19 protein-coding genes and 1 riboswitch are annotated in these 22,929 nt (G+C 70.2%); of the genes, 5 read left to right on the top strand and 14 right to left on the bottom strand.

Going from position 1 to position 22,929, the window contains the following annotated elements:
* Positions 1 to 66 precede the first annotated feature (66 nt).
* Complete coding sequence (locus tag HMPREF9056_RS09665) at positions 67 to 2,076, bottom strand: helicase HerA-like domain-containing protein (protein ID WP_009404836.1); 2,010 nt, start codon at positions 2,074 to 2,076, stop codon at positions 67 to 69.
* Between the two features lie 382 nt (positions 2,077 to 2,458).
* Here HMPREF9056_RS09665 and HMPREF9056_RS09660 point away from each other — a divergent pair, with 382 nt between their 5' ends.
* The 5 genes from HMPREF9056_RS09660 (at position 2,459) to holA (ending at position 8,381) form a co-directional block, all read left to right on the top strand.
* Positions 2,459 to 3,742 (top strand): glycosyltransferase, encoded by a 1,284-nt coding sequence (locus tag HMPREF9056_RS09660; RefSeq protein ID WP_009404835.1) that lies wholly within the window; start codon positions 2,459 to 2,461, stop codon positions 3,740 to 3,742.
* 75 nt (positions 3,743 to 3,817) lie between these two features.
* Positions 3,818 to 4,681 (top strand): DegV family protein, encoded by an 864-nt coding sequence (locus HMPREF9056_RS09655; RefSeq protein ID WP_009404834.1) that lies wholly within the window; start codon positions 3,818 to 3,820, stop codon positions 4,679 to 4,681.
* A gap of 112 nt (positions 4,682 to 4,793) precedes the next feature.
* Positions 4,794 to 5,597 (top strand): ComEA family DNA-binding protein, encoded by an 804-nt coding sequence (locus HMPREF9056_RS09650; RefSeq protein WP_009404833.1) that lies wholly within the window; start codon positions 4,794 to 4,796, stop codon positions 5,595 to 5,597.
* A gap of 16 nt (positions 5,598 to 5,613) precedes the next feature.
* Positions 5,614 to 7,482, top strand: a complete 1,869-nt coding sequence (locus tag HMPREF9056_RS13765; protein ID WP_009404832.1) for a ComEC/Rec2 family competence protein — start codon at positions 5,614 to 5,616, stop codon at positions 7,480 to 7,482.
* Positions 7,425 to 8,381: a DNA polymerase III subunit delta gene (holA, locus tag HMPREF9056_RS09640; protein WP_087942250.1), complete on the top strand. Its 957-nt coding sequence runs from the start codon at positions 7,425 to 7,427 to the stop codon at positions 8,379 to 8,381. Before HMPREF9056_RS13765 ends, holA begins: the two co-directional genes overlap by 58 nt.
* 8 nt (positions 8,382 to 8,389) lie before the next feature.
* On the opposite strand, the gene ribH is transcribed toward holA, so the two are convergent.
* From ribH to HMPREF9056_RS09575, 13 genes are all read right to left on the bottom strand, one after another.
* Positions 8,390 to 8,863 carry a 6,7-dimethyl-8-ribityllumazine synthase gene (gene ribH / locus HMPREF9056_RS09635; RefSeq protein ID WP_034514367.1) on the bottom strand — a complete coding sequence of 158 codons (474 nt, stop codon included), beginning with the start codon at positions 8,861 to 8,863 and terminating at the stop codon, positions 8,390 to 8,392.
* On the bottom strand, positions 8,860 to 10,191 hold the full coding sequence (locus HMPREF9056_RS09630; RefSeq protein WP_009404829.1) for a bifunctional 3,4-dihydroxy-2-butanone-4-phosphate synthase/GTP cyclohydrolase II: 1,332 nt from the start codon (positions 10,189 to 10,191) through the stop codon (positions 8,860 to 8,862). The genes ribH and HMPREF9056_RS09630 overlap by 4 nt, the downstream gene beginning before the upstream one ends.
* Positions 10,185 to 10,859, bottom strand: coding sequence for a riboflavin synthase (locus HMPREF9056_RS09625; RefSeq protein WP_009404828.1), 675 nt, complete (start codon positions 10,857 to 10,859; stop codon positions 10,185 to 10,187). The genes HMPREF9056_RS09630 and HMPREF9056_RS09625 overlap by 7 nt, the downstream gene beginning before the upstream one ends.
* Positions 10,859 to 12,061 (bottom strand): bifunctional diaminohydroxyphosphoribosylaminopyrimidine deaminase/5-amino-6-(5-phosphoribosylamino)uracil reductase RibD, encoded by a 1,203-nt coding sequence (gene ribD / locus HMPREF9056_RS09620; RefSeq protein WP_009404827.1) that lies wholly within the window; start codon positions 12,059 to 12,061, stop codon positions 10,859 to 10,861. Before ribD ends, HMPREF9056_RS09625 begins: the two co-directional genes overlap by 1 nt.
* Positions 12,062 to 12,106: 45 nt before the next feature.
* Positions 12,107 to 12,236, bottom strand: a riboswitch (FMN riboswitch).
* Positions 12,237 to 12,427: 191 nt separating this feature from the next.
* Positions 12,428 to 13,915, bottom strand: coding sequence for a DUF1846 domain-containing protein (locus HMPREF9056_RS09615; protein WP_009404826.1), 1,488 nt, complete (start codon positions 13,913 to 13,915; stop codon positions 12,428 to 12,430).
* Between the two features lie 107 nt (positions 13,916 to 14,022).
* Positions 14,023 to 14,283: a 30S ribosomal protein S20 gene (rpsT, locus tag HMPREF9056_RS09610; RefSeq protein WP_009396927.1), complete on the bottom strand. Its 261-nt coding sequence runs from the start codon at positions 14,281 to 14,283 to the stop codon at positions 14,023 to 14,025.
* A gap of 228 nt (positions 14,284 to 14,511) precedes the next feature.
* The gene (locus tag HMPREF9056_RS09605; RefSeq protein ID WP_009404824.1) at positions 14,512 to 15,156 is read right to left on the bottom strand and encodes a type II toxin-antitoxin system PemK/MazF family toxin; all 645 of its coding nucleotides are present in this window, start codon (positions 15,154 to 15,156) and stop codon (positions 14,512 to 14,514) included.
* Between the two features lie 141 nt (positions 15,157 to 15,297).
* Positions 15,298 to 16,809 (bottom strand): hypothetical protein, encoded by a 1,512-nt coding sequence (locus HMPREF9056_RS09600; protein WP_034514415.1) that lies wholly within the window; start codon positions 16,807 to 16,809, stop codon positions 15,298 to 15,300.
* 193 nt (positions 16,810 to 17,002) lie between these two features.
* The gene (locus HMPREF9056_RS09595; protein ID WP_009404822.1) at positions 17,003 to 17,671 is read right to left on the bottom strand and encodes a hypothetical protein; all 669 of its coding nucleotides are present in this window, start codon (positions 17,669 to 17,671) and stop codon (positions 17,003 to 17,005) included.
* Between the two features lie 126 nt (positions 17,672 to 17,797).
* Positions 17,798 to 18,673 (bottom strand): tryptophan synthase subunit alpha, encoded by an 876-nt coding sequence (trpA, locus tag HMPREF9056_RS09590; RefSeq protein WP_034514366.1) that lies wholly within the window; start codon positions 18,671 to 18,673, stop codon positions 17,798 to 17,800.
* A gap of 1 nt (position 18,674) precedes the next feature.
* Positions 18,675 to 20,957 carry a tryptophan synthase subunit beta gene (gene trpB / locus HMPREF9056_RS09585; RefSeq protein ID WP_009404820.1) on the bottom strand — a complete coding sequence of 761 codons (2,283 nt, stop codon included), beginning with the start codon at positions 20,955 to 20,957 and terminating at the stop codon, positions 18,675 to 18,677.
* A gap of 9 nt (positions 20,958 to 20,966) precedes the next feature.
* Positions 20,967 to 22,079, bottom strand: coding sequence for an anthranilate phosphoribosyltransferase (trpD, locus tag HMPREF9056_RS09580; protein WP_009404819.1), 1,113 nt, complete (start codon positions 22,077 to 22,079; stop codon positions 20,967 to 20,969).
* A 109-nt stretch (positions 22,080 to 22,188) separates the two neighbouring features.
* On the bottom strand, positions 22,189 to 22,929 hold the full coding sequence (locus tag HMPREF9056_RS09575) for an aminodeoxychorismate/anthranilate synthase component II (RefSeq protein ID WP_009404818.1): 741 nt from the start codon (positions 22,927 to 22,929) through the stop codon (positions 22,189 to 22,191).

The raw sequence follows: 22,929 nt of genomic DNA, 5'->3' as shown, positions 1-22,929 counted from the left end.
ACAGCGCGAGGGGCTGCACGAACCGAGATGGTTGGTGCAGCCCCTCCGCTTTGCTTGAGCCAGTGTTCAGCGGCGCCTCAGGGTGCCGAAGATGGAGCGCGTGATCTCGCGGGTGATCTGGCGGCCCACCGAGCCGATGGTCTTCTCGACCTCCCGCTGACGGCGCTCGGCGGCCTTCTCCGCCTCGCGCTGGCGACGCTGAGCCTCCTTGACGGCCTCACGCTCCAGCCGCTCGGCCTCTTTCTGGCGCTGAGCCGCCTCACGGGCCGCCTCCTTCTCCAGCGCCTTCTGGGCGGCGGCGTCGGCCTTGGCCTGCTCCTTGGCCGCCTCCTCAGCGGCGCGAGCTGCCTGGGCGGCCTCGGCATCGGCCTGGACCCGCTGGGCCAGCAGCTCGTAGGCGGACTCGTTGTCCACACCGGTGGCGTACTTGGGCTTCAGCGGTGAGGAGGACAGTACCTGGCTGACGGTGCCCTCCTGCGCCGGTCCCATGACGGCGGCGGGAACATTGATGACCACCGGGGCCACCGGGGCCGGGCGCCCCTTCTCATCCAGGACGCTGACGACGGCCTGACCGGTCCCCAGCGACGTGAGCACCCGGCTGAGGTCCACCGGGCTGACCGGGAAGGTGGAGACCGCTTTCTTGAGGTTGGCGGCGTCGGCCGGGGTATGGGCGCGCAGGGCGTGCTGGACCCGGCTGCCGAGCTGGGCCAGGACCTCGTCGGGCACGTCCGTGGGGGACTGGGTGATGAAGACGATGCCCACTCCCTTGGAGCGGATGAGCCGCACCGTGCGCACCACGGCCTCCAGGAAGGCCTTCGAGGCGCCGGAGAACAGCAGGTGGGCCTCGTCGAAGAAGAACACCATGGTGGGCTTGTCCGGATCGCCGACCTCCGGCAGGGTCTCGAAGAGCTCGGCGAGCAACCACATGAGGAAGGTGGAGAACAGGGTGCCCTGCGACTGGATGTCGGCCAGCTCCAGGGCGGAGATGATGCCGCGCCCGTCGGAGGAGACCCGCATGAGGTCACGCACGTCGAGTGCCGGCTCACCGAAGAAGGCCTCACCTCCGGCGGCCTCCAGGGCCGCGATCTCACGCAGGATGACCCCGGCCGTGGCCGCTGAGACCCCGCCGATGGTCTTGAGCTCCTCCTTGCCGGCGTCGGTGTTCGTCAGGTAGTCGACGACGGCGCGCAGATCCTTGAGGTCCAGCAGAGCCAGCCCTTGACTATCCGCCCAGTGGAAGACGAGCTGGAGGGCGGAGGCCTGCGTGTCGTTGAGGCCCAGGACCCGCGAGAGCAGGATCGGCCCGAACTCGGTCACAGTCGTGCGGATCGGGGTACCGCTGATACCGCCGCCGGAGTCCCCTCCGCCGAGGTTGAACAGCTCGATGGGGAAGGACTGGCCAGACCAGTCCTGACCGGTGGAACCGATCCGGGAGGCGATTTTGTCGTTGGAGGCGCCGGGCTCGGCCAGGCCGGTCAGATCTCCCTTGACGTCGGCGAGGAACACCGGCACGCCCGCGCTGGACAGGCCCTCGGCCAGGAGCTGGAGCGTGCGGGTCTTACCGGTACCGGTAGCGCCGGCCACCAGCGCGTGCCGGTTGAGCAGCCCCAGGGGGATGCCCACGGACAGTCCTTTGACCGCTGCGGGTTCACCCCCGGAGAGCGTGTCGAGGTAGGTGCCCACCGGCAGCGTCGGGGAGGAGAAACCGTAGCCCGAACGCACCTGGGCGGTGTAGGCGGACTCCTCGGTGCCCGCGGTCTGTGCGGCCGGAGCTGTCTCCTCGGCCTGCGGAGGGGTCTCCTCCTGAGGCTGCTCAGCAGCAGGTGCCGGTTCGGCAACCTGGGACCGGTCCGCGGCCCGTACTGCCGCCTGCTCGCCAGGGGGTGAGACGTCGGCCGTCTGAGCGGCGGGCTCGCCGGCCTGCTCGGTGACGGGAGCCGCGTCGGCAGAGGCCGGGGTGGAGGCGATGGCGGCATCGAGGGCGGCTTGAGCGGCGGCAGCCTTGGCTGCGGCAGCATCGGCCGCGGCCTGGGCGGCCTCGGCCTTGAGGCGTGCGATCTCAGCGGAGTCGGTCATGACATCATCGTAAACGCCGAACCTGCCAGCGCGCTGACCTGGGCGTGCCAGGAGCCTGACGCGTCCGCGTGCCAAAGGACGTGCGCGTGCTCGGCAGTCCCCTCCCCGTCCATAGGGGTTGACAGGCGTCAGCCGCCGCCAAAGGGGCGAGCAGAGCGGAATACCGTCTTGATGCCGCATCGGGGTTGGCGGGCGCCAGGGACCCGGCTGACAAGGTAGCCTCTGAGCACGAGAGCTCTGAGACCACGCGTCCGGCCCCACTTCCTCCACCCGTCCTCTGTGCCGTGAGGTTTGCTCGACCCATGTTGCCCCCTGCGCCGTCGTACCTGGATGCATCGCCCCTGCGGGGCCGGTTGCTGACACCCTCATCCCGCAGGATCGGATGACTGCCGTGCGGATCGCCTTCTTCATCGACGACTACCTGCCCTCCGTCCACGGCGTGGCCACTTCCACGGCCACCTTCCGGGCCGCCCTGGAGCGCATGGGTCACGAGGTCTACGTGGTAGCTCCCAAGGCCGAGGGCTACGAGGAGACCGACGACCACGTCATCCGCCTGCCCTCCTCGCGCTACTACGTCTTCGACAGCCGCGAGGTCGCCACCATCTACCCCGGCCTGGCCAGACGCTTCGACGACTACCACTTCGACATCGTTCACAGCCAGACCCAGTTCAGCCTGGGGGTCCTGGCTCACTGGGTGGCCAAGCGCCAGGACATCCCCCACGTCACCACCATCCACACCCTCTACACCGAGCTCATCGACGACTACCCGCTGGCCGTGGTCTCCGGACTGCTGGCCCTGTCCGTCGCCTTCCCCGTGGCGCTCAAGTCGATGCCGGTCCTGCCACGCGTCCACCGAGACTCCATCAAGCACCTCAACAAGCGCGACATGAAGACCGCCCTGTCCCGCCAGGGGTGGCGGCTGACGGCGGCCTTCGCCAACAAGTGCGACGCCTGCCTATCCCCCTCCCAGCACCTGGCCCAGATCCTCATCGACGACGGTGGACTGACCGCCCCCTGCATGGTCCTTCCCAACGGGCTCGACTCCAGCCGATACCGGCGGGCTCGAACCACTGACTCACCGGTTCCCAAGGCTCCCGGCGAGAGGATCATCATCTGCGTGGCCCGCCTCAGCCCCGAGAAGCGGCAGATGACGCTCATCGAGGCCATGCCCCACCTGGCCGACCTGCCGGTCAAGCTGGTGCTGGTGGGGCCGGGTCCCTCTCATGAGGAGCTGAGTCGTCGCGCCGAGGAGCTCGGGGTGGCCGACCGTGTGGTCCTGACCGGCAAGTGCTCGCCCGAGGAGGTCGCCGTCCTGCTCAAGCAGGCCGACGTCTTCTCCCTGGCCTCCTACCACTTCGACAACCAGCCCATGGTGTTCCTCGAGGCCGCCGCCTCCGGGCTGCCGATCGTCTACTGCGACGAGCGGATGACCGAGTGCCTCACCGAGCGCAACGCGATCCTCACCGACGGGATCCAGGGGGAGGACTTCGCCCGCGCCCTCGCCTCGCTGCTGACCGATGACGCTCGGCTCGCCGAGCTGTCTGACGGCGCCCTGGAGGTGGCCCGGCAGTTCGACTCCGAGACGATGACCAGACGGCTCATCGACCTCTACGACGACCTCCTCACCTCTCGCAGCGCACGGTGGCTGGAGGCCGGAGGCCGGTAGCCGAAGACATCGATCAGGCACCGTCGCTGGCAGCGCCTGACCGGTGAGCAGCGGCATTGCCGATAAGGTAGGGGCATGTCGCTCGCCGTCGTCACCGACTCCGCCGCCTGTCTGACGGAGTCCCTCATGGGTGACCGGGTGATTGAGATCGTGGCGCTCCATGCCGTCCCCGGCGGGAACGGCGCATCGGGGACCACGTCACGACCCAGCGTCCAGGAGCTGGTGAATGTCTACCGCTGCGCAGCCGGCCGAGCCGAGGAGGTTCTGGCTATCCATATCTCCTCGGCCCTGTCCGGCACCGTGGACAACGCCCGTATCGCAGCCGCCCGGCTCGAGACCGAGTACAGCGGTCAGGGCGGCAGTGTGAGGCGTCGCCGACCGCAGTGGCTGCGTGTCGTCGATTCCGGCACCAGCTCCGGGGCCCTGGGGCTTGCGGTCCTGGCCGCCACCCGGGCACACGATGCCCGGCGCGGTGCGGCTCTGGCTCAGGCCAGCACCGCTCGCTCCTGCCAGCTCTTCGTCGTCAACGACCTGCGCCGCCTGGCCCGTTCCGGTCGGATCGACCGCACCACCGCACGCCTGGACGGAGCGCTCGGAATACGGCCGGTCCTGGCCCTCACCCGTGACGGGATCCGTGCGGTGGAGACCGTGCGAGGCGAGGCCCGCGCCAGACGCCATCTCATCGCCCAGGCCGTCCGCGCTGCCGGTGGGACCGCCCTGTCCGGCCCCAGACACCCCGCCGACCCAGTGCGCCTGGCCATCCAGGGCGACGACACCGACATGCTGGCACAGCTCGAGACCGATCTGCATGAGGCCATGGAGGAGGCCGGGGCCATCGTCACCGAGGTCCTCACCCTCCCGGTCGACGAGGCGACGAGGACTCATGTGGGCCCCGGAGCCCTCGGCATCGCCGTCGCTCCCGACCTCCAGGCCCACTGACCCAGGCCTGACGGCGCAGCCCGGTTGCCACAGGCGGCCGGGTGCGAGTGCTCTCCACAGGGCAGACGATCCGATCCCACCGCCCGCCGCCCCAGAACCTACCGTTGAAGGCGTGGGCATCAGGAAGAGCACCGGGAACCAGTCCCTGGACGACCTCGTCCGTCTGGCCTGCTCGGCCGATCCCGAGGAGCCTATCCGCAGGCCGCGCCGCCTGGCGATCGCACCGCGGGCAGCCGTCGTCGCTGGCTCCGTCCTCCTCATACTGGCTCTTGTCCTGGCACTGCGGACCGTGCTGGCCTCCACCGGCTCCGGCAGCGTGACGGCTGAGGGAACCAGTGCAGCGAGTACGACTGCGCCGACGCATGCCTCGTCGCCAGCCACAGCACCGGCTACAGCGCGGGGCACGGGTCTGATGGCGGGACCGGGCGGCCCCACCACCGGAGCCGGCAGCGTCATCGTCCACGTCACCGGGGCGGTCACCAGGCCGGGAGTCGTGACCCTGGGAGCGGGCAGCCGCATCGCCGACGCCATCAAAGCGGTCGGAGGAGCCGCCCCGGACGCGGACACGGAGCAGCTCAACCTCGCTCGCGTCCTGACCGACGGCGAGCAGATCCGGGTCCCACGCGTCGGCGAGGTCCTGCCCGACCCCGCACCGCAGCCCAGCGGAGCCGCCTCCTCCGGGGCGGGAACAGCCCCGGGGAAACCCGGCGACGGCGGCGCATCCGGGACGGTCAACATCAATACGGCCTCTGCCTCCGAGCTGGAGAAGCTGCCCGGCATCGGCCCGGCCCTGGCTCAGCGGATCGTGGAGTATCGAGACTCCCACGGCCCCTTCGCCAGCGTCGACGCGCTCACCGACGTCCCCGGCATCGGCAAGGCCAAGCTCGAGGCTCTGCGAGAGCAGGCCGCCGTATGAAGGCCCGTGCGTACCTATGAAGACCGCGGCATGGAAGGACTCTCGGGCCCCGTGGGATGACCCCGCGCTATATGAGCGCCTGCGCCAGGAGCAGGACCGGAGCCAACGCCGAGGACGCCCCACGCACGCAACCTCCTCCAAGGCTCCCGAGGCTCTCGACCTGCGTCTGCTCGCCCCGGCAGTCACCTGCTGGGCCGGCACCTGGTGGGCCATGGGGCGCCACGGGGCGGGCGCCTGGAGACCCGTTCTTCTTCTCGCTGCCTTCTGCGCCACCATGGCCGCGGCGCTGATCGTTCCTGTGCGGCGCTTCCGGCCCCCGCGCCACCGGGCCGACCCGCGTCCCGGAGCTCCCGAGCAGGACCCCGGCGCCATCGGCACGCTCAGTGCCAGCCTGCTCGTATGCGTCCTGTGCGCTGCGACGGCCCTTGCCGTCAGCTCCGCCCACCTGTGGGCACGCGAGAACGACCCCTTGACCGTGGCACTCACCTCCGGTCGCCCCGTCACCCTCATCGGTACCGTCACCCGGGAGCCCCGGGTCTCGGCCACTAGTCGCTCCACCCTCGTCATCACAGCTCTCGACATCGAACGGGTGGACGGGCGGGCATCGTCCTTGAGCGTCACGGTTCTGGGCGACCGGCAGTGGCTGACCCTGTCCATGGCCACCCGAGTCCAGGTGCGCACGCGCCTGCGCCCCACCGACCCAGGACAGTCCGAGGCGGCCATCATTCCCAAGCGGGCGGACCTCAAGGTCCTCAACCCGCCCTCAGGTGTGCTCGGCGCCGTCACCAGCATCCGCACCGGTCTGGCCAAGACAGTCGGATCACCGAGCACGGCGGGCATGGAGGACGTGGCTGAGGACTGGTGGCCGTCTGGTGCCCGCTCCCTCGTGCCCGGCGTTGCCCTGGGCGATGACCATGCCCTACCGGCCCAGGTGCGTGAGGACATGCGCACCGTGTCCATGACCCATCTGACGGCCGTCTCCGGGCAGCACGTCGCCATCGTCCTGGGGCTGGGGCTGGCGGCCCTCGGGATCCTTCCCCGGCGGTGGCGCGCACTACTCGGGGCGGCCCTACTGACCCTGCTCGTGATCCTGGTGCGCCCCTCGGGCTCCGTGCTGCGCGCGGCCACCATGGGGGCCGTCATGCTCCTGGGCGTCGTTGCTGGACGGCGCGCCGCCTCCGTGCCCGCCCTGTGCGCCGGGATCATCGTCCTGCTGCTCGTCGATCCCTGGCAGTCCCGCGACTACGGCTTCGCACTGTCCGTGGTGGCCACCGCCGGCATCGTCATCGGGTCCAGGCCGGTCGCGGTCCACCTGTCACGTCGCCTGCCCAGGTGGTCGGCCGCCGCCGTCGCCCTGCCACTGGTTGCCCAGGCGGCCTGCGGGCCGATCCTCGTCCTCCTCCAGCCCTCAGTGGGCCTATGGTCGGTTCCCGCCAACCTGCTCGCCGAGCCGGCGGCGGCCGTCGCCACCATCAGCGGTCTCCTGGCCGCACTGATCTTCCCGATCTGGCCTGCGGCCGCCACCGTCATCGTCTGGCCAGCGCTCGCGGCCTGCTCCTGGATGGTGTGGGTCGCCGGGTTCTTCGCCCACCTGCCCGGCGCTACGGTTCCCTGGCCGTCCGGGATCCCCGGTGCCCTGGCGCTGGGGGCCTGCGAGGCGGGCGTCCTGCTTCTGGCGGCTCCGGGAACTCACCGCGCCCTGCGTGAGCGGCTGAGGCGGTTCGCGCGGTCGGCTCATGGCAGGCTTGCCCCATGGCAGCGACCCGAACCTCCCGCTCCCGGGGGCAGCGCAAGGCACCGGCAGGACTCCGGTGGGACCAGGCCCAGCTGGCGCCGATCGTCCTCATCCGCGCCGGCGAGGAGGTCCTCGCCGACCGCACAGTGACGAGCCTCCTGTCGCAGGCCAGGGCCAAGGACCCCACCACCGAGGTCACGCGCCTCGAGGCCGCCACCTACGAGCCCCACCAGCTCGACACCCTCGTGTCCCCGTCCCTGTTCGGAGAGCCCCGGCTCGTCTACGTCCCCGCACTGGAGCAGATGACCGACGCCCTCCTGGCCGACCTCCTCGCCTACGTAGAGGCTGCCGACCCCGAGGTCAGCGTCATCCTGCGTCACAACGGCGGTCAGCGCGGTAAGCGCCTGCTCGATGCCATCAGGTCCTCGCCCTACCCGACCGTCCAGTGCGACGCCATCAAGAACGCCAAGGACAAGTCTTCACTCGTCGTAGCCGATGTGCGCCGCGCCGGGCGAAGCATCGCACCCGAGGCCGTCGGCGCCCTCGTCGACGCCCTAGGCAGCGACGTGCGAGAGCTGTGCTCCGCCGTCGACCAGCTCCTCGCCGACACCCAGGGCACCATCAGCGTCGACCACGTGCGCACCTACTACGCCGGTCGCATTGAGGCCACCGGTTTCACCGTGGCCGACGCCGCCGCGGCAGGCAACACCCCGGCCGCCATCACGGCCCTGCGCCACGCCGTGGCCACCGGAACCGACCCGGTGGCCATCGTCGCCGCCCTGGCCATGAAGGTGCGCCAGCTCGCCCGGGTCGCGGCCGCCGGTGGCAGACGCATGAGCCCGGCCGAGCTGGGCATGGCCCCCTGGCAGGTGGACCGGGCCCGCCGCGAGCTCCAGGGCTGGTCCGACGACGCCCTGGCCACCTCGATCCTGGCAGTCGCCCGGGCCGACGCCGAGGCCAAGGGCGCCAGCCGCGACCCCGTCTACGCCGTCGAGCGGGCGGTCCTGACGATCTGCAACGCCCGCCGCTCCGGTACCCGCCGGCGCTGAGCCACCCCTCAGACCCGCATGGCGGCCAGCGTGAGCGCCGTGGACATCGCCGCACACGCCGCCTCGTAGCCCTTGTCCTCGTCCGAGCCCGGCCCGCCGCAGCGGGCAAGCGCCTGGGCCTCGTCGTCGCACGTGAGCACGCCGAAGCCCACCGGTACCCCGGTGTCGAGCGCCATCCGGCTCAGCCCGTCGGTCGCGGCCCGGCACACGTAATCGAAGTGCGGGGTGCCGCCGCGGATGACGACGCCCAGCGCGACGACCGCCTCGGCACCGCCCCGCGCGGCGGCCGCGGCGAGCACCGGAAGCTCGAAGGAACCCGCCGCCCGCACGACGCTCGCCTGAGCCCCGGCCTCCTCGATGGCGCGCAGCGCCCCGGTGACCAGGCCCTCCATGACACGCTCGTGCCACTGGGCGGCGACGACTGTCACCCTCATGCCCCGCGCGTGAGGTGCGCTCTGCTCAGGTGCCCCGGATCCGCTCATCGTGTCTCTCCCTCGTTCTCGTTGGTCGTGTGCCAGGGCGCATCGTCGGCCACACCCTCGCCGGGCGGCACGTCCGTGCGGGACCCGGTGGGCTCGAGCCCGGTGAGCAGATGGCCCATGCGGTCGCGCTTGGCGCGCAGGTAGCCGAGGTTCTCCCCGTTGGCGAAGGTTGGCGTCGGCGTCCTGGAGTGGACGCTCACACCGTAGCGCTCCAGGCCTGCGACCTTGTCCGGGTTGTTCGTCATGAGCTCGACCGAGCGCACGCCCAGGTGCCGCAGCACCTGGGCGGCGGTGGCGTAGCTGCGGGCGTCGGCCGGCAGCCCCAGTGCGACGTTGGCGTCGAGGGTGTCCATTCCCTCCTCCTGCAGCGCGTAGGCGCGGAGCTTGTCGATGAGCCCGATGCCGCGCCCCTCGTGGTCGGAGGCGTAGACGAGGACCCCGCGGCCGCGGGCGCCGATCGCCTCCATGGCGGCGCGCAGCTGCGGCCCGCAGTCGCAGCGCAGGGAGGACAGGACGTCGCCGGTCAGGCAGGCGGAGTGGACGCGGGTGAGGACGTCCTCACCGTCGGTGACGCGGCCACGCACGAGCGCGAGGTACTCGGCGCCGTCGACCCTGCTGCGCAGGGCGTGGGCGGTGAACTCACCATGCGCGGTGGACAGGTGCGCCGAGACGACCTCCTCGACGAGATCCTCGTGCAGCCACCGGTAGCGTTCCAGGTCGCCGACCGTGATCATGGGTATGGCGTGGGTGTCGGCGAGCTCTCGCAGCTGGTGTCGGCGCGCCATGGTGCCGTTGTCGTTGACGATCTCCACGAGGACGCCCACGGGTCGGTTGCCCGACAGGTGCATGAGGTCGACGGCGGCCTCCGTGTGACCGCGGCGCGTGAGGACCCCGCCCTCGCGTGCACGCAGGGGGAAGACGTGGCCGGGGTGGACGAGGTCGGTCGGCGCTGAGCCCGGGTCCGCCAGGACACGGATGGTGCGTGCCCGGTCGGCGGCGCTCACGCCCGTGGTGATGCCCGTGCGTGCGTCGGCGCTCAGTGTGAAGGCCGTCCTCTTGGGATCGGTGTTGTGCTCGGTCATCATGGGGATGCCCAGGCGGTCGAGCTCCTGGGCCGTCATGGGTGTGCAGATGATGCCGGTCGAGTGTCGGATCGCGAAGGCCAGCTGCTCGGTCGTGGCGGTCGCCGCGGGGAGGATGAGGTCCCCCTCATTCTCCCGGCTCTTATCATCGACGACGACGACCATCCGGCCATCGCGGAGGGCGGCGAGGGCGTCCTCGACGCTGTCCATGCGCGTGTCCGGACGCATGCTCCTGGTGCTCAGCATGCCTGCCGCTCCTCCTCGCTCAGGCGGGCGCCCAGAAGACGCTCGGCGTACTTGGCCATGACGTCGACCTCGAGGTTGACCCGTTCTCCCGGCCGCCTCGTGCCCAGAGTCGTGCGTCGCAGCGTCTCCGGGATGAGGCCGACGCTGAGCGACGCCCCTGCTCCCAGCGTAGGGGAGACGTCGGGGGCGGCGTCGTGCCGGGCTTCGTTGGCGTCATCGACGTCGACGACGGTCAGTGACACCCCGTCGAGGGTGACCGATCCCTTGACGGCGACGTAGCGGGCGATCTCCTGTGGCAGGCCGATGCGTAGGAGGTCCCAGTGCTCGCCGTGGTGGCGGCCGAGGACCTCGGCGGTGGCATCGACGTGACCCTGAACGATATGCCCTCCGAGCCGGTCGGTGGCGCGCAGGGCGCGCTCGAGGTTGACCGGGTCTCCCGGCGCTTGGGAGCCCAGGGTGGTGCGCGTGAGAGTCTCCGCCATGAGGTCGGCGGTGAAGGTGTTCCTGTGCACGGCGGCGACTGTCAGGCAGCACCCGTTAACACTGACGGAGTCGCCCAGGCTCACGTCCTGGGTGACGGTGGGCGCCTCGACCGTCAGCCGGGCACTGTCCTCGACGGTCTCGAGCTGGGCGACGCGTCCGAGCTCCTCGACGATTCCGGTGAACATCAGTGACTCTCCTCAGTGTGGTGGTGGGCAGGGAGACGAGTGCGGTCCCGGTGGCCTGTGCATTGAACGCGGTGCCGCGGCCTCGGGACCGGAGGGGCGTCGGGGTGGATGTCGTCGGCCCCCAGATCGCCGGAGAGGCGGACGGCGAGTTCGTCGCCCGTGCCGAGGACCTCGACGCGGGGGTGGCGCAGCCTCAGGGCGTCGGTGATCGTCGTCGCCCCGAAGTCGGCGAGGGCGGCCGGCCCCGCGCCGAGAAGCGCGGGGGCCGTGTAGGCGACGACCTCGTCGACGACGCCGGCGCGCAGGAAGGCGGTCGCGAGGGTCGGGCCTCCTTCGAGGAGGACGTGGCGGATCTCGCGCTCGGCGAGTACGGCGAGGACGGTGCGTGGGTCGTGGTCGGGCAGGAGGAGGTAGTGGTCGTCGGCGAGCACCCTGGAGGCGGGAGGCAGGCGCCTGGATCCGACGACGACGCGCAGCGGCTGGAGGTGAGTCGGGGCGGGCTCTCCCGTCTCGTCGCGGACCGTGAGGGCCGGGTCGTCGGCGAGGGCGGTGCCGGTTCCCACCATGACGGCGTCGCACTGACGGCGCAGGTGGTGGGCATCGCGGCGGGCCGCCGCCGGGGTGATCCATCGGCTGGTGCCGTCGGCGGCGGCGATACGGCCGTCGAGGGTGGCGGCGAGCTTCCACGTCACCATGGGGCGGCCGCGGGTCACGGCGAGGAACCATGGGCGGTTGAGACGCGCGGCGTCCTGGGAGCACAGCCCGCGCCGTACCCGCACGCCGGCGGCCTCCAGCGTCGCCGCGCCGCCTCCGGCCTGCTCGGTCGGGTCGTCCTGGGCGTAGATGACCTCGGCCACGCCTGCGGCGAGGAGCGCCTGGACGCACGGGCCGGTACGGCCCTCGTGGTCGCACGGCTCGAGGGTGACGACGGCGGTCGTTCCCTGGGCGGAGGCGCCCGCCGCGGCGAGGTTCGTCAGCGCGTCGACCTCGGCGTGGGCGGTGCCGGCGCCACGGTGGTGGCCCTCGGCGAGGACGTCACCGTCGGCAGAGAGGATGACGCAGCCGACCCTGGGGTTGGGGCCGGGCGGGGCATCAGGGGAGGCCGCGGCCCTGAGGGCGCGTCGCATCGCGGCCGTCTGCACGGGGGTGAACGAGGTCATCCGGTCCTCTCCCTCGGGTGCGCTGGGGAGAGACACCGTCATGCCGGACCCACCAGGTGCACGGCACCCGGCACGGCATTGTGTGTCCCGTGTGCACTTCCCATCCGGACTCTCACCGTCGGTCCAGGAGTTCCACCTGGTCAGCCGGTCGCTGGATGCGACCGGGTCGCGGACTGTCACCGCCGGTTCGGACTTTCACCGACCCCAGAGCACACGAGTTCATCTCGTTGGGGAGAATGTACCGCGTGCGAGTGCGTTCGACCGCCTCCCCGCGCCCATGTGACCAGCCCCACCTCAACATGATGTCCAGTCCGAGCCTGTTCTCGTACGTGGTGGTCGCGGACGACGCTCCCAGCTCGGGTGCTCGGATGCGGGCGGCACCGCAGGTGGGCCGCCCGCATCCGGGCCTCACTTCTTGCGGTACAGGGACTTGGTGGCGTAGACGGGCTCGTTGGTGACCTGGACACCCAGCGCGCGGAAGATGCCCTCGTCCACCGACCCCAGGATCGTGGAGGTGTGGACGTCGCAGCCCCGAAGCGTCTCGAGCTGCTCGAGGGCCTTGCGGGCGTTGTCATCCCCGTTGGCGGACACGGCCAGGGCGATGAGCACCTCGTCGGTGTGCAGGCGCGGGTTGCGGCTGCCCAGTCCCTGGGTCTTGAGCCTCTGGATGGGCTCGATCGATGCCGGCGCCAGCAGGTCAACACCGTCATCGATCCCGGCCAGGAGCTTAAGGGCGTTGAGCAGCATCGCCGAGGAGCACCCCAGCAGGGCCGAGGTCTTACCCGTCACGATGCGCCCGTCAGGCAGCTCGATCGCCGAGGCCGGCTCGCCGGTGGCGGCGGCCACCTCCAGCGTGGGCGGTACAACGGGGCGGTCCTCCTTGCTGACCCCCACCTTGGCCATGAGCAGCGCGATCCGTTGGGACTGGACGGGGGCGATGACCTCGCGCTTCTCGGTCACCAGGGCCCGGTAGTAGCGGCGGATGATCTCCTGGCTGGCGGCCTGCCGGCAGGCGTCGTCGTCGCTGATGCAGTTGCCGGCCATGTTGACACCCATGTCCGTGGGGGAGGCGTAGGGCGAGGACCCCAGGATCTCCTCGAACAGGCGGCTCAGGACCGGGAAGACCTCGACGTCGCGGTTGTAGTTGACGGTCTGGACGCCGTGGGCGGCCAGGTGGAAGGGGTCGATCATGTTGACGTCGTCGAGGTCGGCGGTGGCGGCCTCGTAGGCGATGTTGACCGGGTGGTCCAGTGGCAGGTTCCAGATCGGGAAGGTCTCGAACTTCGCGTAGCCCGAGGCGAGTCCCCGCTGGTGGTCGTGGTAGATCTGGGACAGGCAGGTGGCCATCTTGCCGCTGCCCGGGCCGGGGGCGGTGACCACCACGAGGTCCCGGCTGGTCTTGATGTACTCGTTGCGCCCGTAGCCCTCCTCGGAGACGATGCGGGCGACGTCGCCGGGGTAGCCGGGGATGGGAAAATGACGGTAGACGGTGATGTCCAGCGCCTCCAGCTTGCGCTTGAAGTCGTGGGCCTGGCGGTTGTCCTCGGTCCACTGGGTCACGACGACACTGCCCACGTAGAGCCCGTAGCTGCGGAAGGCGTCGATGTGGCGCAGCAGGTCGTCCTCGTAGGAGATGCCCAGGTCCGCGCGGACCTTGTTGCGGGCGAGGTGCTTGGCGTTGACCGCCATGACGATCTCGACCTCGTCGGCCAGCTCGGCGAGCATGACGATCTTGTTGTCCGGGGTGAAGCCCGGCAGCACGCGGGAGGCGTGCATGTCGTCGATGAGCTTGCCGCCGAACTCCAGATAGAGCTTGCCGCTGAACTGGGCGCGGCGCTCCGCGATGTGGCTGGACTGCATCCGCAGGTACTTGTCGCGGTCGAATCCGATGCGCAATGGGCTCTCCTTGAAGCGGTCTGATGAACAGGCTGAGGGATATGGAAAAAGGGGAGGGCGCCTCCCACCGGGGAGGCGCCCTTCAGTTGCTCACTGCTGCAGTGACCTCAGAGGGAGGCGACGCGCTTGGCGAGCTTGGACTTGCGGTTGGCGGCCTGGTTCTTGTGGATGACGCCCTTGGAGACGGCCTTGTCCAGCTTGCGGGAAGCGGCCTTGAGGTGCTCGAGCGCGGCGTCCTTGTCTCCGGCCTCAACGGCCTCGCGCACACGGCGCACGTAGGTCTTGAGCTCGGACTTGACGGACTTGTTGCGCAGACGGGCCTTCTCATTGGTCTTGATGCGCTTGATCTGGGACTTGATGTTCGCCACGGTGAAACTTTCTCGCGTCTGATTGGTCGATGGCCGGAGAGAGGGTTCGCGCCACGGGCTGACATGAGGTGGTGGGGCACCTGGCTGACCCGGTCGCCGGACCCCGCAGCCGGCCAGGCCAGAGGTCCAATAGGCGACTGTATCATTCAGGATCGCCGCGGTCCCAGGCGCGAACCGGGGCGTGGGCGTGAGGTGCATCGCCCCTCGGGGCGGTGTGCTCCGGGGTGGTCAGGCGTGGTGGCGGCGCAGGGCTGTGACAACTCCGTCGAAGACCTCCCGGTCCATCGTGGCTCCCTCTCGGCGTACCGAGGCCGGCTCCACCAGGAGCAGACGGTCCAGGCGCACCTCGCTGGGGCGGCCCTGACGGTCCCAGCTGCCGGTGCCGACGTCGTGCCAGAAGCGACCCCAGCGTGCCTCCTGGGCGGCATCGCGGTCATGGTCCTTGCTCGTCATCTGGGCCACGACGAGGCGGGCCTCGTGGTTGGCCAGGACCAGCACCGGCCGGTCCTTGCCCTGGGTGGGATCCTCCTCGTAGGGGACCCAGGTCCACACGACCTCGCCGGGGTCGGCGTCGCCGTCGGGGTCGGGGGAGTAGCTGAAGGCGGGCAGCCCCAGGGTGGAGACGTCGTAGACGCTGACGCCTTGCGACGAGGGGGCCGCCGCTCTCGTCGAGGAGCCGTTGTCGTGGGAGTGGGGATGGGTCGGAGCCGGCTTCGTCGTCGATGACGGCTTGGGGTCGCGAGCCCGCGCGGGCTCGGCGGAACCGGAAGTCGTGCTGCCGGAGGTGCCTGACGGCGCGGAGGGCTTCTGAGAGAGGGCGTCGGAGGCGGCACGCCCGAGCAGGGTGAGGATCCGGTTGAGAAGGCTGGCCATGGACGCCACCCTACCGTCGGACGTCAGGGCGGTTCGTAGACGACTCGGCGGTCCTCTCCCAGGTGTGGTGAGAGGACCGCCGGTGATGGCGCCAGTGACCGTGACTGTGCAGCGCGCCCGGAGGTTCACATTGTTGAGGTGCTAGTTCCCTGTGCGCGTCACGGGGGTGCAGATCGAGTGGGTCCCGGCCTCAGTGCCGCCTTCACTGCCGGTGACGTCGATCCGGGTGGTCAGTCCCTGGGAGGGGTCCTGGGGGCTGCAGGTGCCCAGGGCCCTCCAGCCGTCCTCGGTGACCGCCTCTGCGTTGACCTCGTAGATGCTGGTGAAGGTCATCGTGGTTGACGAGTTGGCGTTCAGGGAGTCACCGGTACGCAATGACAAGGAGCCGTCATCCTGGAGAACATAGCTGTCCGGGCCGACCCACCAGGGGGTACCAGTACCCGTCACGCTCTTGAGCGTGAAGCCGGTGGGGACCCGGGGGTGCAGGACGATATCGGAACCGGATCCGTCGGCGTCGGTGGTGTTGGTGAAGGTGACGGTGTAGCCGACCTCGACCTCGTAGGTGCCGGTGGGGGCGGCCTCGACCAAGAGATCCGTGGGATGAGTCTCCACCTCGACCACCGGCTGGTCCTTGACGTAGTCGCGGGAGAAGGTCTGTCCGCCGGTGGTGAGTGCGGCCTTGACCCTGTTGCGTCCGACGACGCCGTTCAGGTCCACCTGGCAGGTGATCTCCTTGCCCTGGGGAACCTTCGCCTTGCCGCTGGAGACTGTGAGGCTCTCGGCTGGACCCGTGGCGGAGACGACCTCGCCGCCGAAGGCGGTCAGGTCACAGGTCACCGAGGCTGCTTGAGCGCGCCCTTTGACGCGGTCCGTGGAGATGGCGAAGTCGGACAAGGGCGTGGTGGAGTCATTCCTCGCCGTTATGGTGAAGCGGGCGGTGTCCTTGGCGGCCCCATCGACTCTGACGTCCTCGACGGAGACGGTGGCGTGAGCCGCGCTGGCAGCGGGCTTCTGGGCAGTGACAGTGGGGCGAAGAATCGCGTTGCGTGTGGAGACCTCGATCGTGGGCGTGAAACGGTAGTTGCGCGCCGCCGCGCCGGGAGCCGCCACCGTGGTCCCGAGGTCCAGGTCGAAGTAGCTGCTCTTGTCCCAGTAGGTGTAGAAGTTGACCTCATAGGTCAGCTTCAGGTGCTTAGGAGTACAGGAAACAGCTTTGACCGAGCCGATGGAGTCATCCAGCAGGGGGTTGTACAGCTCAGAGATGGAGCTCAGCCCGGAGTCCGCCATCAAGATCGGGGGCTCGCCATTGCCCTTGTCGATGTAGAAGGAGCTCGTCCCGGCCACCTCGTCACCGTCCGGGGAAGGACAGGCCCAGGTCCACTGGCCCGGCACGGAGTCGGCCTCAATGGTGACATTCGTGGAGCCCTTCGGGGCGATGGCCGATGGAATGCGAACTCTCCAGCTCAGACAGCCCTCGGCATTGTCGGAGCCGTGGCAACCGGCACCGGCCGTGTGGTAGAGCCCTTCCACGGTGATGTCGGCATCAGCGGACGCCGGAGCGGAGACGGCGCCGACGGCGATGAGGGGAAGAGCCAAGGCAATGCGCAGGAGGCGTCGCCGCAGCCCAGCGGGAAGAGAAGGTGGGGTGTGCACGAGCACGCCTTTCTCCGAGGGGATCGGGAAGGGAACCAATTGCCTCATTAATATATCGTCAAGAAGGACATTATCAAAAGGTTGGAATACTCCCCACGTGCGATCTATTGCCCCGTTAGGGATGGCGAAGACGAAGGTCGGGTACACGAATACTTTCGTGTACCCGACCTTCGTCCTTCTGTCTTCCGTGCCTCTAACGGGGCGCTGCGTTCTCAGCAGGTTTCTGCACGGTTGCTGTGATCTTCTGAGAGGTGTTGTCTGCGGAGGTCGTGACGGTCGGCGAGAAGGAGTAGGTGCGCTCGCCCGATCCCGGGGTCACCGTGGTCGTTCCAAAGCTCAGATCGAGGTACGAGCCCTCCGAGCGCACCAGGTCATCGATCTTGTAGGTGATGCTCAGATGCTCCGGGGTGCACGTGATGGCGTCGACCTGTCCGGCGCTGTCCCCGTATATTCCGTAATAGAGGTGCGCGAAGTATCTGAGGTCGGACTCGCTCAGCTTCCTGGTCCCATCTCCGTTCGGGGAGTCGTAGAACGATGCCGTACCGGCGACCCGGTCGCTCGCGAGGCAGTTCCAGACCCACTGGCCGGGGGCGGAGTCGGCCTCAATAGTGACAGTGAGGTCCTTCTTCGGTGCGATGGTGGAGGGAATGCGTAGGCCCCAGCTGAGGCAGTCGGCGCTGGCGCTCGAGCCCTGGCACCCGGTGCCGTTCGAGTTGTAGATGCCGGAGGCGATGACGCTCTCCGTGCCGGGGGCGGCCTGTGCCGGCGAGGTGAGTAGGCCGGCGACGAGCAGGGGGAGGGCTGTGGCGACGCCGGCAAGGCGTCGCCAGGATGAAGCTGGTCGTCGGTGTCGCAGATGCATGGGCAACCTCTTTTCCAGAGCAGTCAGGACGGAAGTAACTACTTGGTCAATATAGCGTGGTGCAGATCACTCGTAAAGAGGGGCTACTGCTTTTGACGCTCGGCCATCACCCGGCGATCGGCCGGCTCAGTATCGGCGCGTGGCCTCCTTCATGGCGGCGGTGAAGGCGACGAGCTCACTGCGCAGCGCCCCGAGCGCGTAGTGACGCCGCTCCTCGCTGCCGGGTCCGCCGTGCTCCTCGGAGGTGGCGGCCACGATCTCGGGGGCGTAGCGCTCAACGATCTTGACCGTGGCCGAGCCGCTGATCGCACCGTCGGCGCCCGCGGTGATGGCCTCGGAGACCTGCTCGGGCGTGGAGATGCCGAAGCCCAGCATGACGGGCGCAGCGGCATCGGCCCGCAGGCGCTCCACCGACTCGGCGAGACCCTCGACGGAGGAGGCCCTCTCGGTGCCGGTCACACCCACTCGGGAGACGGCGTAGACGTAGCCCCGAGAGGCCGCCGCCACCGCGTCCAGGGTCTCGGCGGCGGCCGACGGCGGCGCGATGTAGACGGCGTCCACACTGGCCGCCTCAGCGGCCTGGCTGAAGGCGGCCGACTCCCGGATCGGGACATCGGGCAGCAGGACTGAGTCGATACCGGCCTGCGCGCACTCGTCGTAGAAACGCTCCAGGCCCATCGCGAAGGGGACGTTGCCGTAGATGAGCATGCCGATGGGTAGCTGCGGATGGCGCCGGCGCACCCGCTCGACCACCTCCAGGCAGTCGTGGAAGCTCGTCCCCGCGGCCAGGGCACGCACATGGGCCCTCTGGATCGTGGGGCCGTCGGCGACCGGGTCTGTGAAGGGCACGCCCAGCTCCAAGGCGTCAGCCCCACCTGCGATGAGAGCCTCGATGACGGCCTCGCTGGTGGTCGGGTCGGGGTCGCCGACCATGACGAAGGGGACGAAGGCACCCTCGCCGCGCTCCTTGAGGACGTCGAACATCGCGGGATAGCGGCTCATCTCAGAACTCCTCGTCCGGGTAAGTGCTCGTGCCTGCGTTCAGGCCGGCGTACTCAGTGCGCTTGCCCATCTGCTCCACCATGCGCGCGGCCCGGGCCACGGCGCCGTCGGTGGAGAACGAGCCGCCCAGCCGCGCCTGCACCTGGTCGAGGTCCTTGTCCCCTCGACCCGACAGGCACACGAGCAGGATCGGGGGCTCATCGCCGGCGGGCACCTCCCGGGCCATGGCCAGTGCCTGGGCCAGGGCATGGGCGGACTCCACAGCCGGGATGATCCCCTCGTGGCGCGACAGCAGCCGGAAGGCCTCGATCGCGTCGTCGTCGCTGATGCCGACGTACCTGGCCCTGCCGGTGTCCGACAGCCAGGCGTGCTCGGGCCCCACACCCGGATAGTCCAAACCCGCGGACACGGAGAAGGACTCCTCGACCTGCCCCTCGGAGGTGCGCATGAGGTAGCTGCGCGCCCCGTGGAGGATCCCCACCAGGCCCTTGTTGATGGGGGCGCCGTTGCGCGGCGTGTCCAGCCCCTCGCCGGCGGGTTCAACCCCGATGAGCTCGACCCCGGGATCGTCGATGAACTCGGCGAACATGCCGATCGCGTTGGAGCCCCCGCCCACGCAGGCGATGACCGAGTCCGGCAGGCGCCCTGTCAGCCCCAGGACCTGGGCACGGGCCTCCCGGGAGATGACCCGGTGGTACTCGCGCACGATCGTGGGGAAGGGGTGGGGACCGGCGGCAGTGCCCAGCAGGTAGTGGGTGTCGGCAAAAGAGGCGGTCCAGTCGCGCAGCGCCTCGTTGACGGCGTCCTTGAGCGTGCCGGCCCCGCTGTCCACCGGTACCACCGTGGCGCCCATGAGCTCCATACGCTCCACGTTGGGCGCCTGGCGCACGACGTCGGTGGCCCCCATGTAGATGGTGCAGTCCAGTCCCAGCAGAGCGCAGACCATGGCCGTGGCCGTCCCGTGCTGTCCGGCGCCGGTCTCGGCGATGATGCGCTGCTTGCCCATCCTCTTGGCCAGGAGGGCCTGGCCCAAGACCTGGTTGCCCTTGTGGGCGCCGCCGTGGACCAGGTCCTCGCGCTTGAGCAGGATGCGGGCGTTGCCCTCCAGGGGCAGGTTGCGCAGCTCTGTGACGGCCGTGGGGCGCCCCAGGTAGCGGGTCATGAGCGTGTCCAGCTCGGCTGCGAAGGCGGGGTCCGCCTGGGCATCGATGAAGGCGTCCTCGAGCTGGTCCAGGGCAGGAATGAGCAGCTCGGGCACGAACTGGCCGCCGTAGGGGCCGAAGAACGCGGGGAGGCGCGGGTGATGCCCCGCCTGCCCGCCCTCGCCCGGCTCCTGGCCCGACGACGCCGCGTCCTGGCTCTGGGGCTGTCCGTCCCGCTGGGGCAGCGGGACCGCGGTGGCCAGATCCCGGGCGGCCTCGGCCGGGTCGGGGGCGCCGGACAGGGACGAGCCCACCAGGAGGGCGTCCACCAGGCCGGACAGGCGCCGTACGTCGTCGGGTGCGCTGACCCCCGACTCGCCGATGAGGACCACCCCGGCCGGGGCCAGCGGGGCCATCTCCTCGGTGCGTGCCAGGTCCGTCTCCAGGGTGCGCAGGTCGCGGTTGTTGATGCCGATGACCTCGGCGCCCAGCGCCGCCGCCCGGTGCATCTCCTCCGGCGTGGAGACCTCCGTGAGCACCTCCATGCCCAGGCAGTGGGCCAGCTCGGCCAGCTCGCGGTAGACGTCGTCGGGCACGACCGAGAGCATGAGCAGGACCGCGTCCGCCCCCAGGCTGCGGGCCGCCAGCACCTGGACCTCATCGACGATGAAGTCCTTGCACAGGACGGGTACGTCCACCGCCTCGCGCACGGTCGCCAGGTCGTCGAAGGAGCCGTTGAAGCGGTCGGGCTCGGTGAGTACCGAGACCGCGGCGGCGTAGGGCGCGTACTGCGCGGCCAACGAGGCCGGGTCGTAGTCGGAGCGGATGGTGCCGCGCGAGGGCGAGGCCGCCTTGCACTCCATGATGAGAGCCGGTTGCGGGCTGCGGCTCTGGCCATTGCGGGTGCGCAGTGCAGCGGCGAGGGAGCGCTGCGAGCGCGCCAGCTCCTCGACGCTCAGGTGCCCGAAGCGCGCGCGCAGCTCGTCGATGCGCTCACGGCGTGCCTGCACGATCGAGTCCAGGACCGTGCCCGTGGCGATGAGGCGGGCCTCAACCGGCTCGCGGTGGGTGCGTTCGCCGGGGTCCGGGGCCGAGGAGCCGGCATCCACGGAGTCAGTGGGGGCGGTGTCGGAGGTGGTCACGGTCTCTCCTCAGGCCCGCTCGGCGGCTGAATCGCCGGCCGGGTCACTGGCCAGATCGCCGGCTTTGGTCATGGACTCCAGGTGGCGGGCCACACCGCCGGAGCGGATCTGCTCCAGCGCCATGGCGGTCCCGTCGGCCAGGTTGTCGGCCGGGCCCGCCAGATACAGCAGAGCGCCGGCGTTGACGGCGATGGCGTCGCGGTGGGCGGGCCTTCCCTCACCCGAGATGGCCTCGCGCAGCAGGCGGGCGTTCTCGGAGGGCTCTCCGCCCAGAAGATCAGCCAGCTCGTAGGTGGTGACTCCCAGCTCCTCGGGCACGACCTCGTAGGCCTTGACCCCTCGGGGCGTCGCCTCACGCACGAGGGTCGGCCCGTGGACGGCGATCTCATCCAGTCCCGAGCCGTGCACGACGAGCGCCCGCTCACGCCCCAGCTGGACCATCGCCTCGGCGATCATGTCCAGCATGCTCGGATCCCACACGCCCATGAGCTGGAAGGTCAGGTGGGCCGGATTCACCAGCGGACCCAGGACGTTGAAGATCGTGGGGGTCGCCAGTGCCCGGCGCACCGGCGCCACGTGCCGCATGGCCGGGTGGTAGGCCTGGGCGAACAGGAAGGTGAAGTGGTCGCGGGCCAGCAGCTCGACCGCCGTGGCCGGCTCCACGTCCAAGGGCAGCCCCAGCTCGGCGATGACGTCGGCCGCCCCCGTCTTGGAGGAGACGGCCCGGTTGCCGTGCTTGGCCACCGCGATCCCCATCGAGGCGGCCACGAGGCCCGCCCCCGTGGAGATGTTGATGGTGCCCACGCCGTCGCCCCCGGTGCCGACGACGTCCACCAGCGGGAAGGTTACCGACGGGAAGGCCCGGGCGGCCTGGCGGAAGGCGCTCGCGGCCCCGGCGACCTCCTGGGGCTCCTCGCCGCGGGCGTGCAGCGCCGCCAGCAGCGCCGCCGTCTCCGCCTCGGACAGGTCCCCGGCGCCCAGGGCAGCGAAGACCGTGGAGGCCTGCTCGCGGGTCAGGCGCCTGCCCTGAACGACTTCGCGCAGCAGCTCATGGGCCTCCTGCGCCGTGGCAACATGCGTGCCGTCCGCAGCGGCGGGGGCCGCGCTGTTGGTCTCACTCATCGGTCTGTGGCTCCTTCACGGGTGGTTGAGGCTTGGGGCGCTCGGAGATGATTCTGCCCGAGCGGCGGCGTGGATGACTGCATCTGTGGGATGACGAAGAGTGCGTGGCTTAGGGAGTCCGGGCCAGGTCGGCGGTGATGGCCCTGAGGAGGGCAGGCCCCTGCGGGGTGAGGATCGACTCGGGGTGGAACTGCAGGCCGACCGCCGGCACCGACCGGTGCCGGGCCGCCATCACGATGCCACCGGTACCGTCATTGCCGCCGCTTCCGTCGTCGTTCGCCTGCGCGGTACGGGCCAGGCCGACGAGGGCCTCGGGCAGCGTGCGCGTGCCCAGGGAGTGGTAACGAGCCACGTCCAGTGGTCCGCCGTCGAGCACTGTGAAGGCCGGGTCGGTGCGGCCCGCCTCGGTGACCTCGACGCGGTCGGAGCGGCCGTGGACCGGACCCACCGGGGCGACCCGTCCGCCGCAGGCCTCGACGAGGGCCTGGAAGCCCAGGCAGATGCCCAACGTGGGGATCGCCTGCTCCAGGGCGGCGGCGATGAGCTCCATGAGGCAGCCCGACGTCGACGGGTAACCCGGGCCAGGCGACAGGCACAGGACCGGGCGGCGCCCGGCCTCGCGCTCGGCGTCGGTGGGCTCGAGCGCCGCGAGCACCCGGGAGGCCGGCACGCTGTTGCGGTAGACCTCGATCTGGGAGCCCAGGGTCGCGAACTGGTCGACGAGGTTGTAGACGAAGGAGTCGCGATTGTCGAGCAGGGCCACGCGGGCCGGGGACTGAGTCGCTGCGGCGCTGCCCTCGGGGTGCTGGCTCACGTCCTGTCCGTGATGCTCAGTGCTGGTGACGGCCAT

It is taken from the genome of Actinomyces sp. oral taxon 170 str. F0386 (assembly GCF_000195595.1).
In the GTDB taxonomy this organism is placed as follows: Bacteria; Actinomycetota; Actinomycetes; order Actinomycetales; family Actinomycetaceae; genus Actinomyces.
Note: the sequence above shows the minus strand (reverse complement) of the source record. Positions and strands in the feature narration are given on the sequence as shown.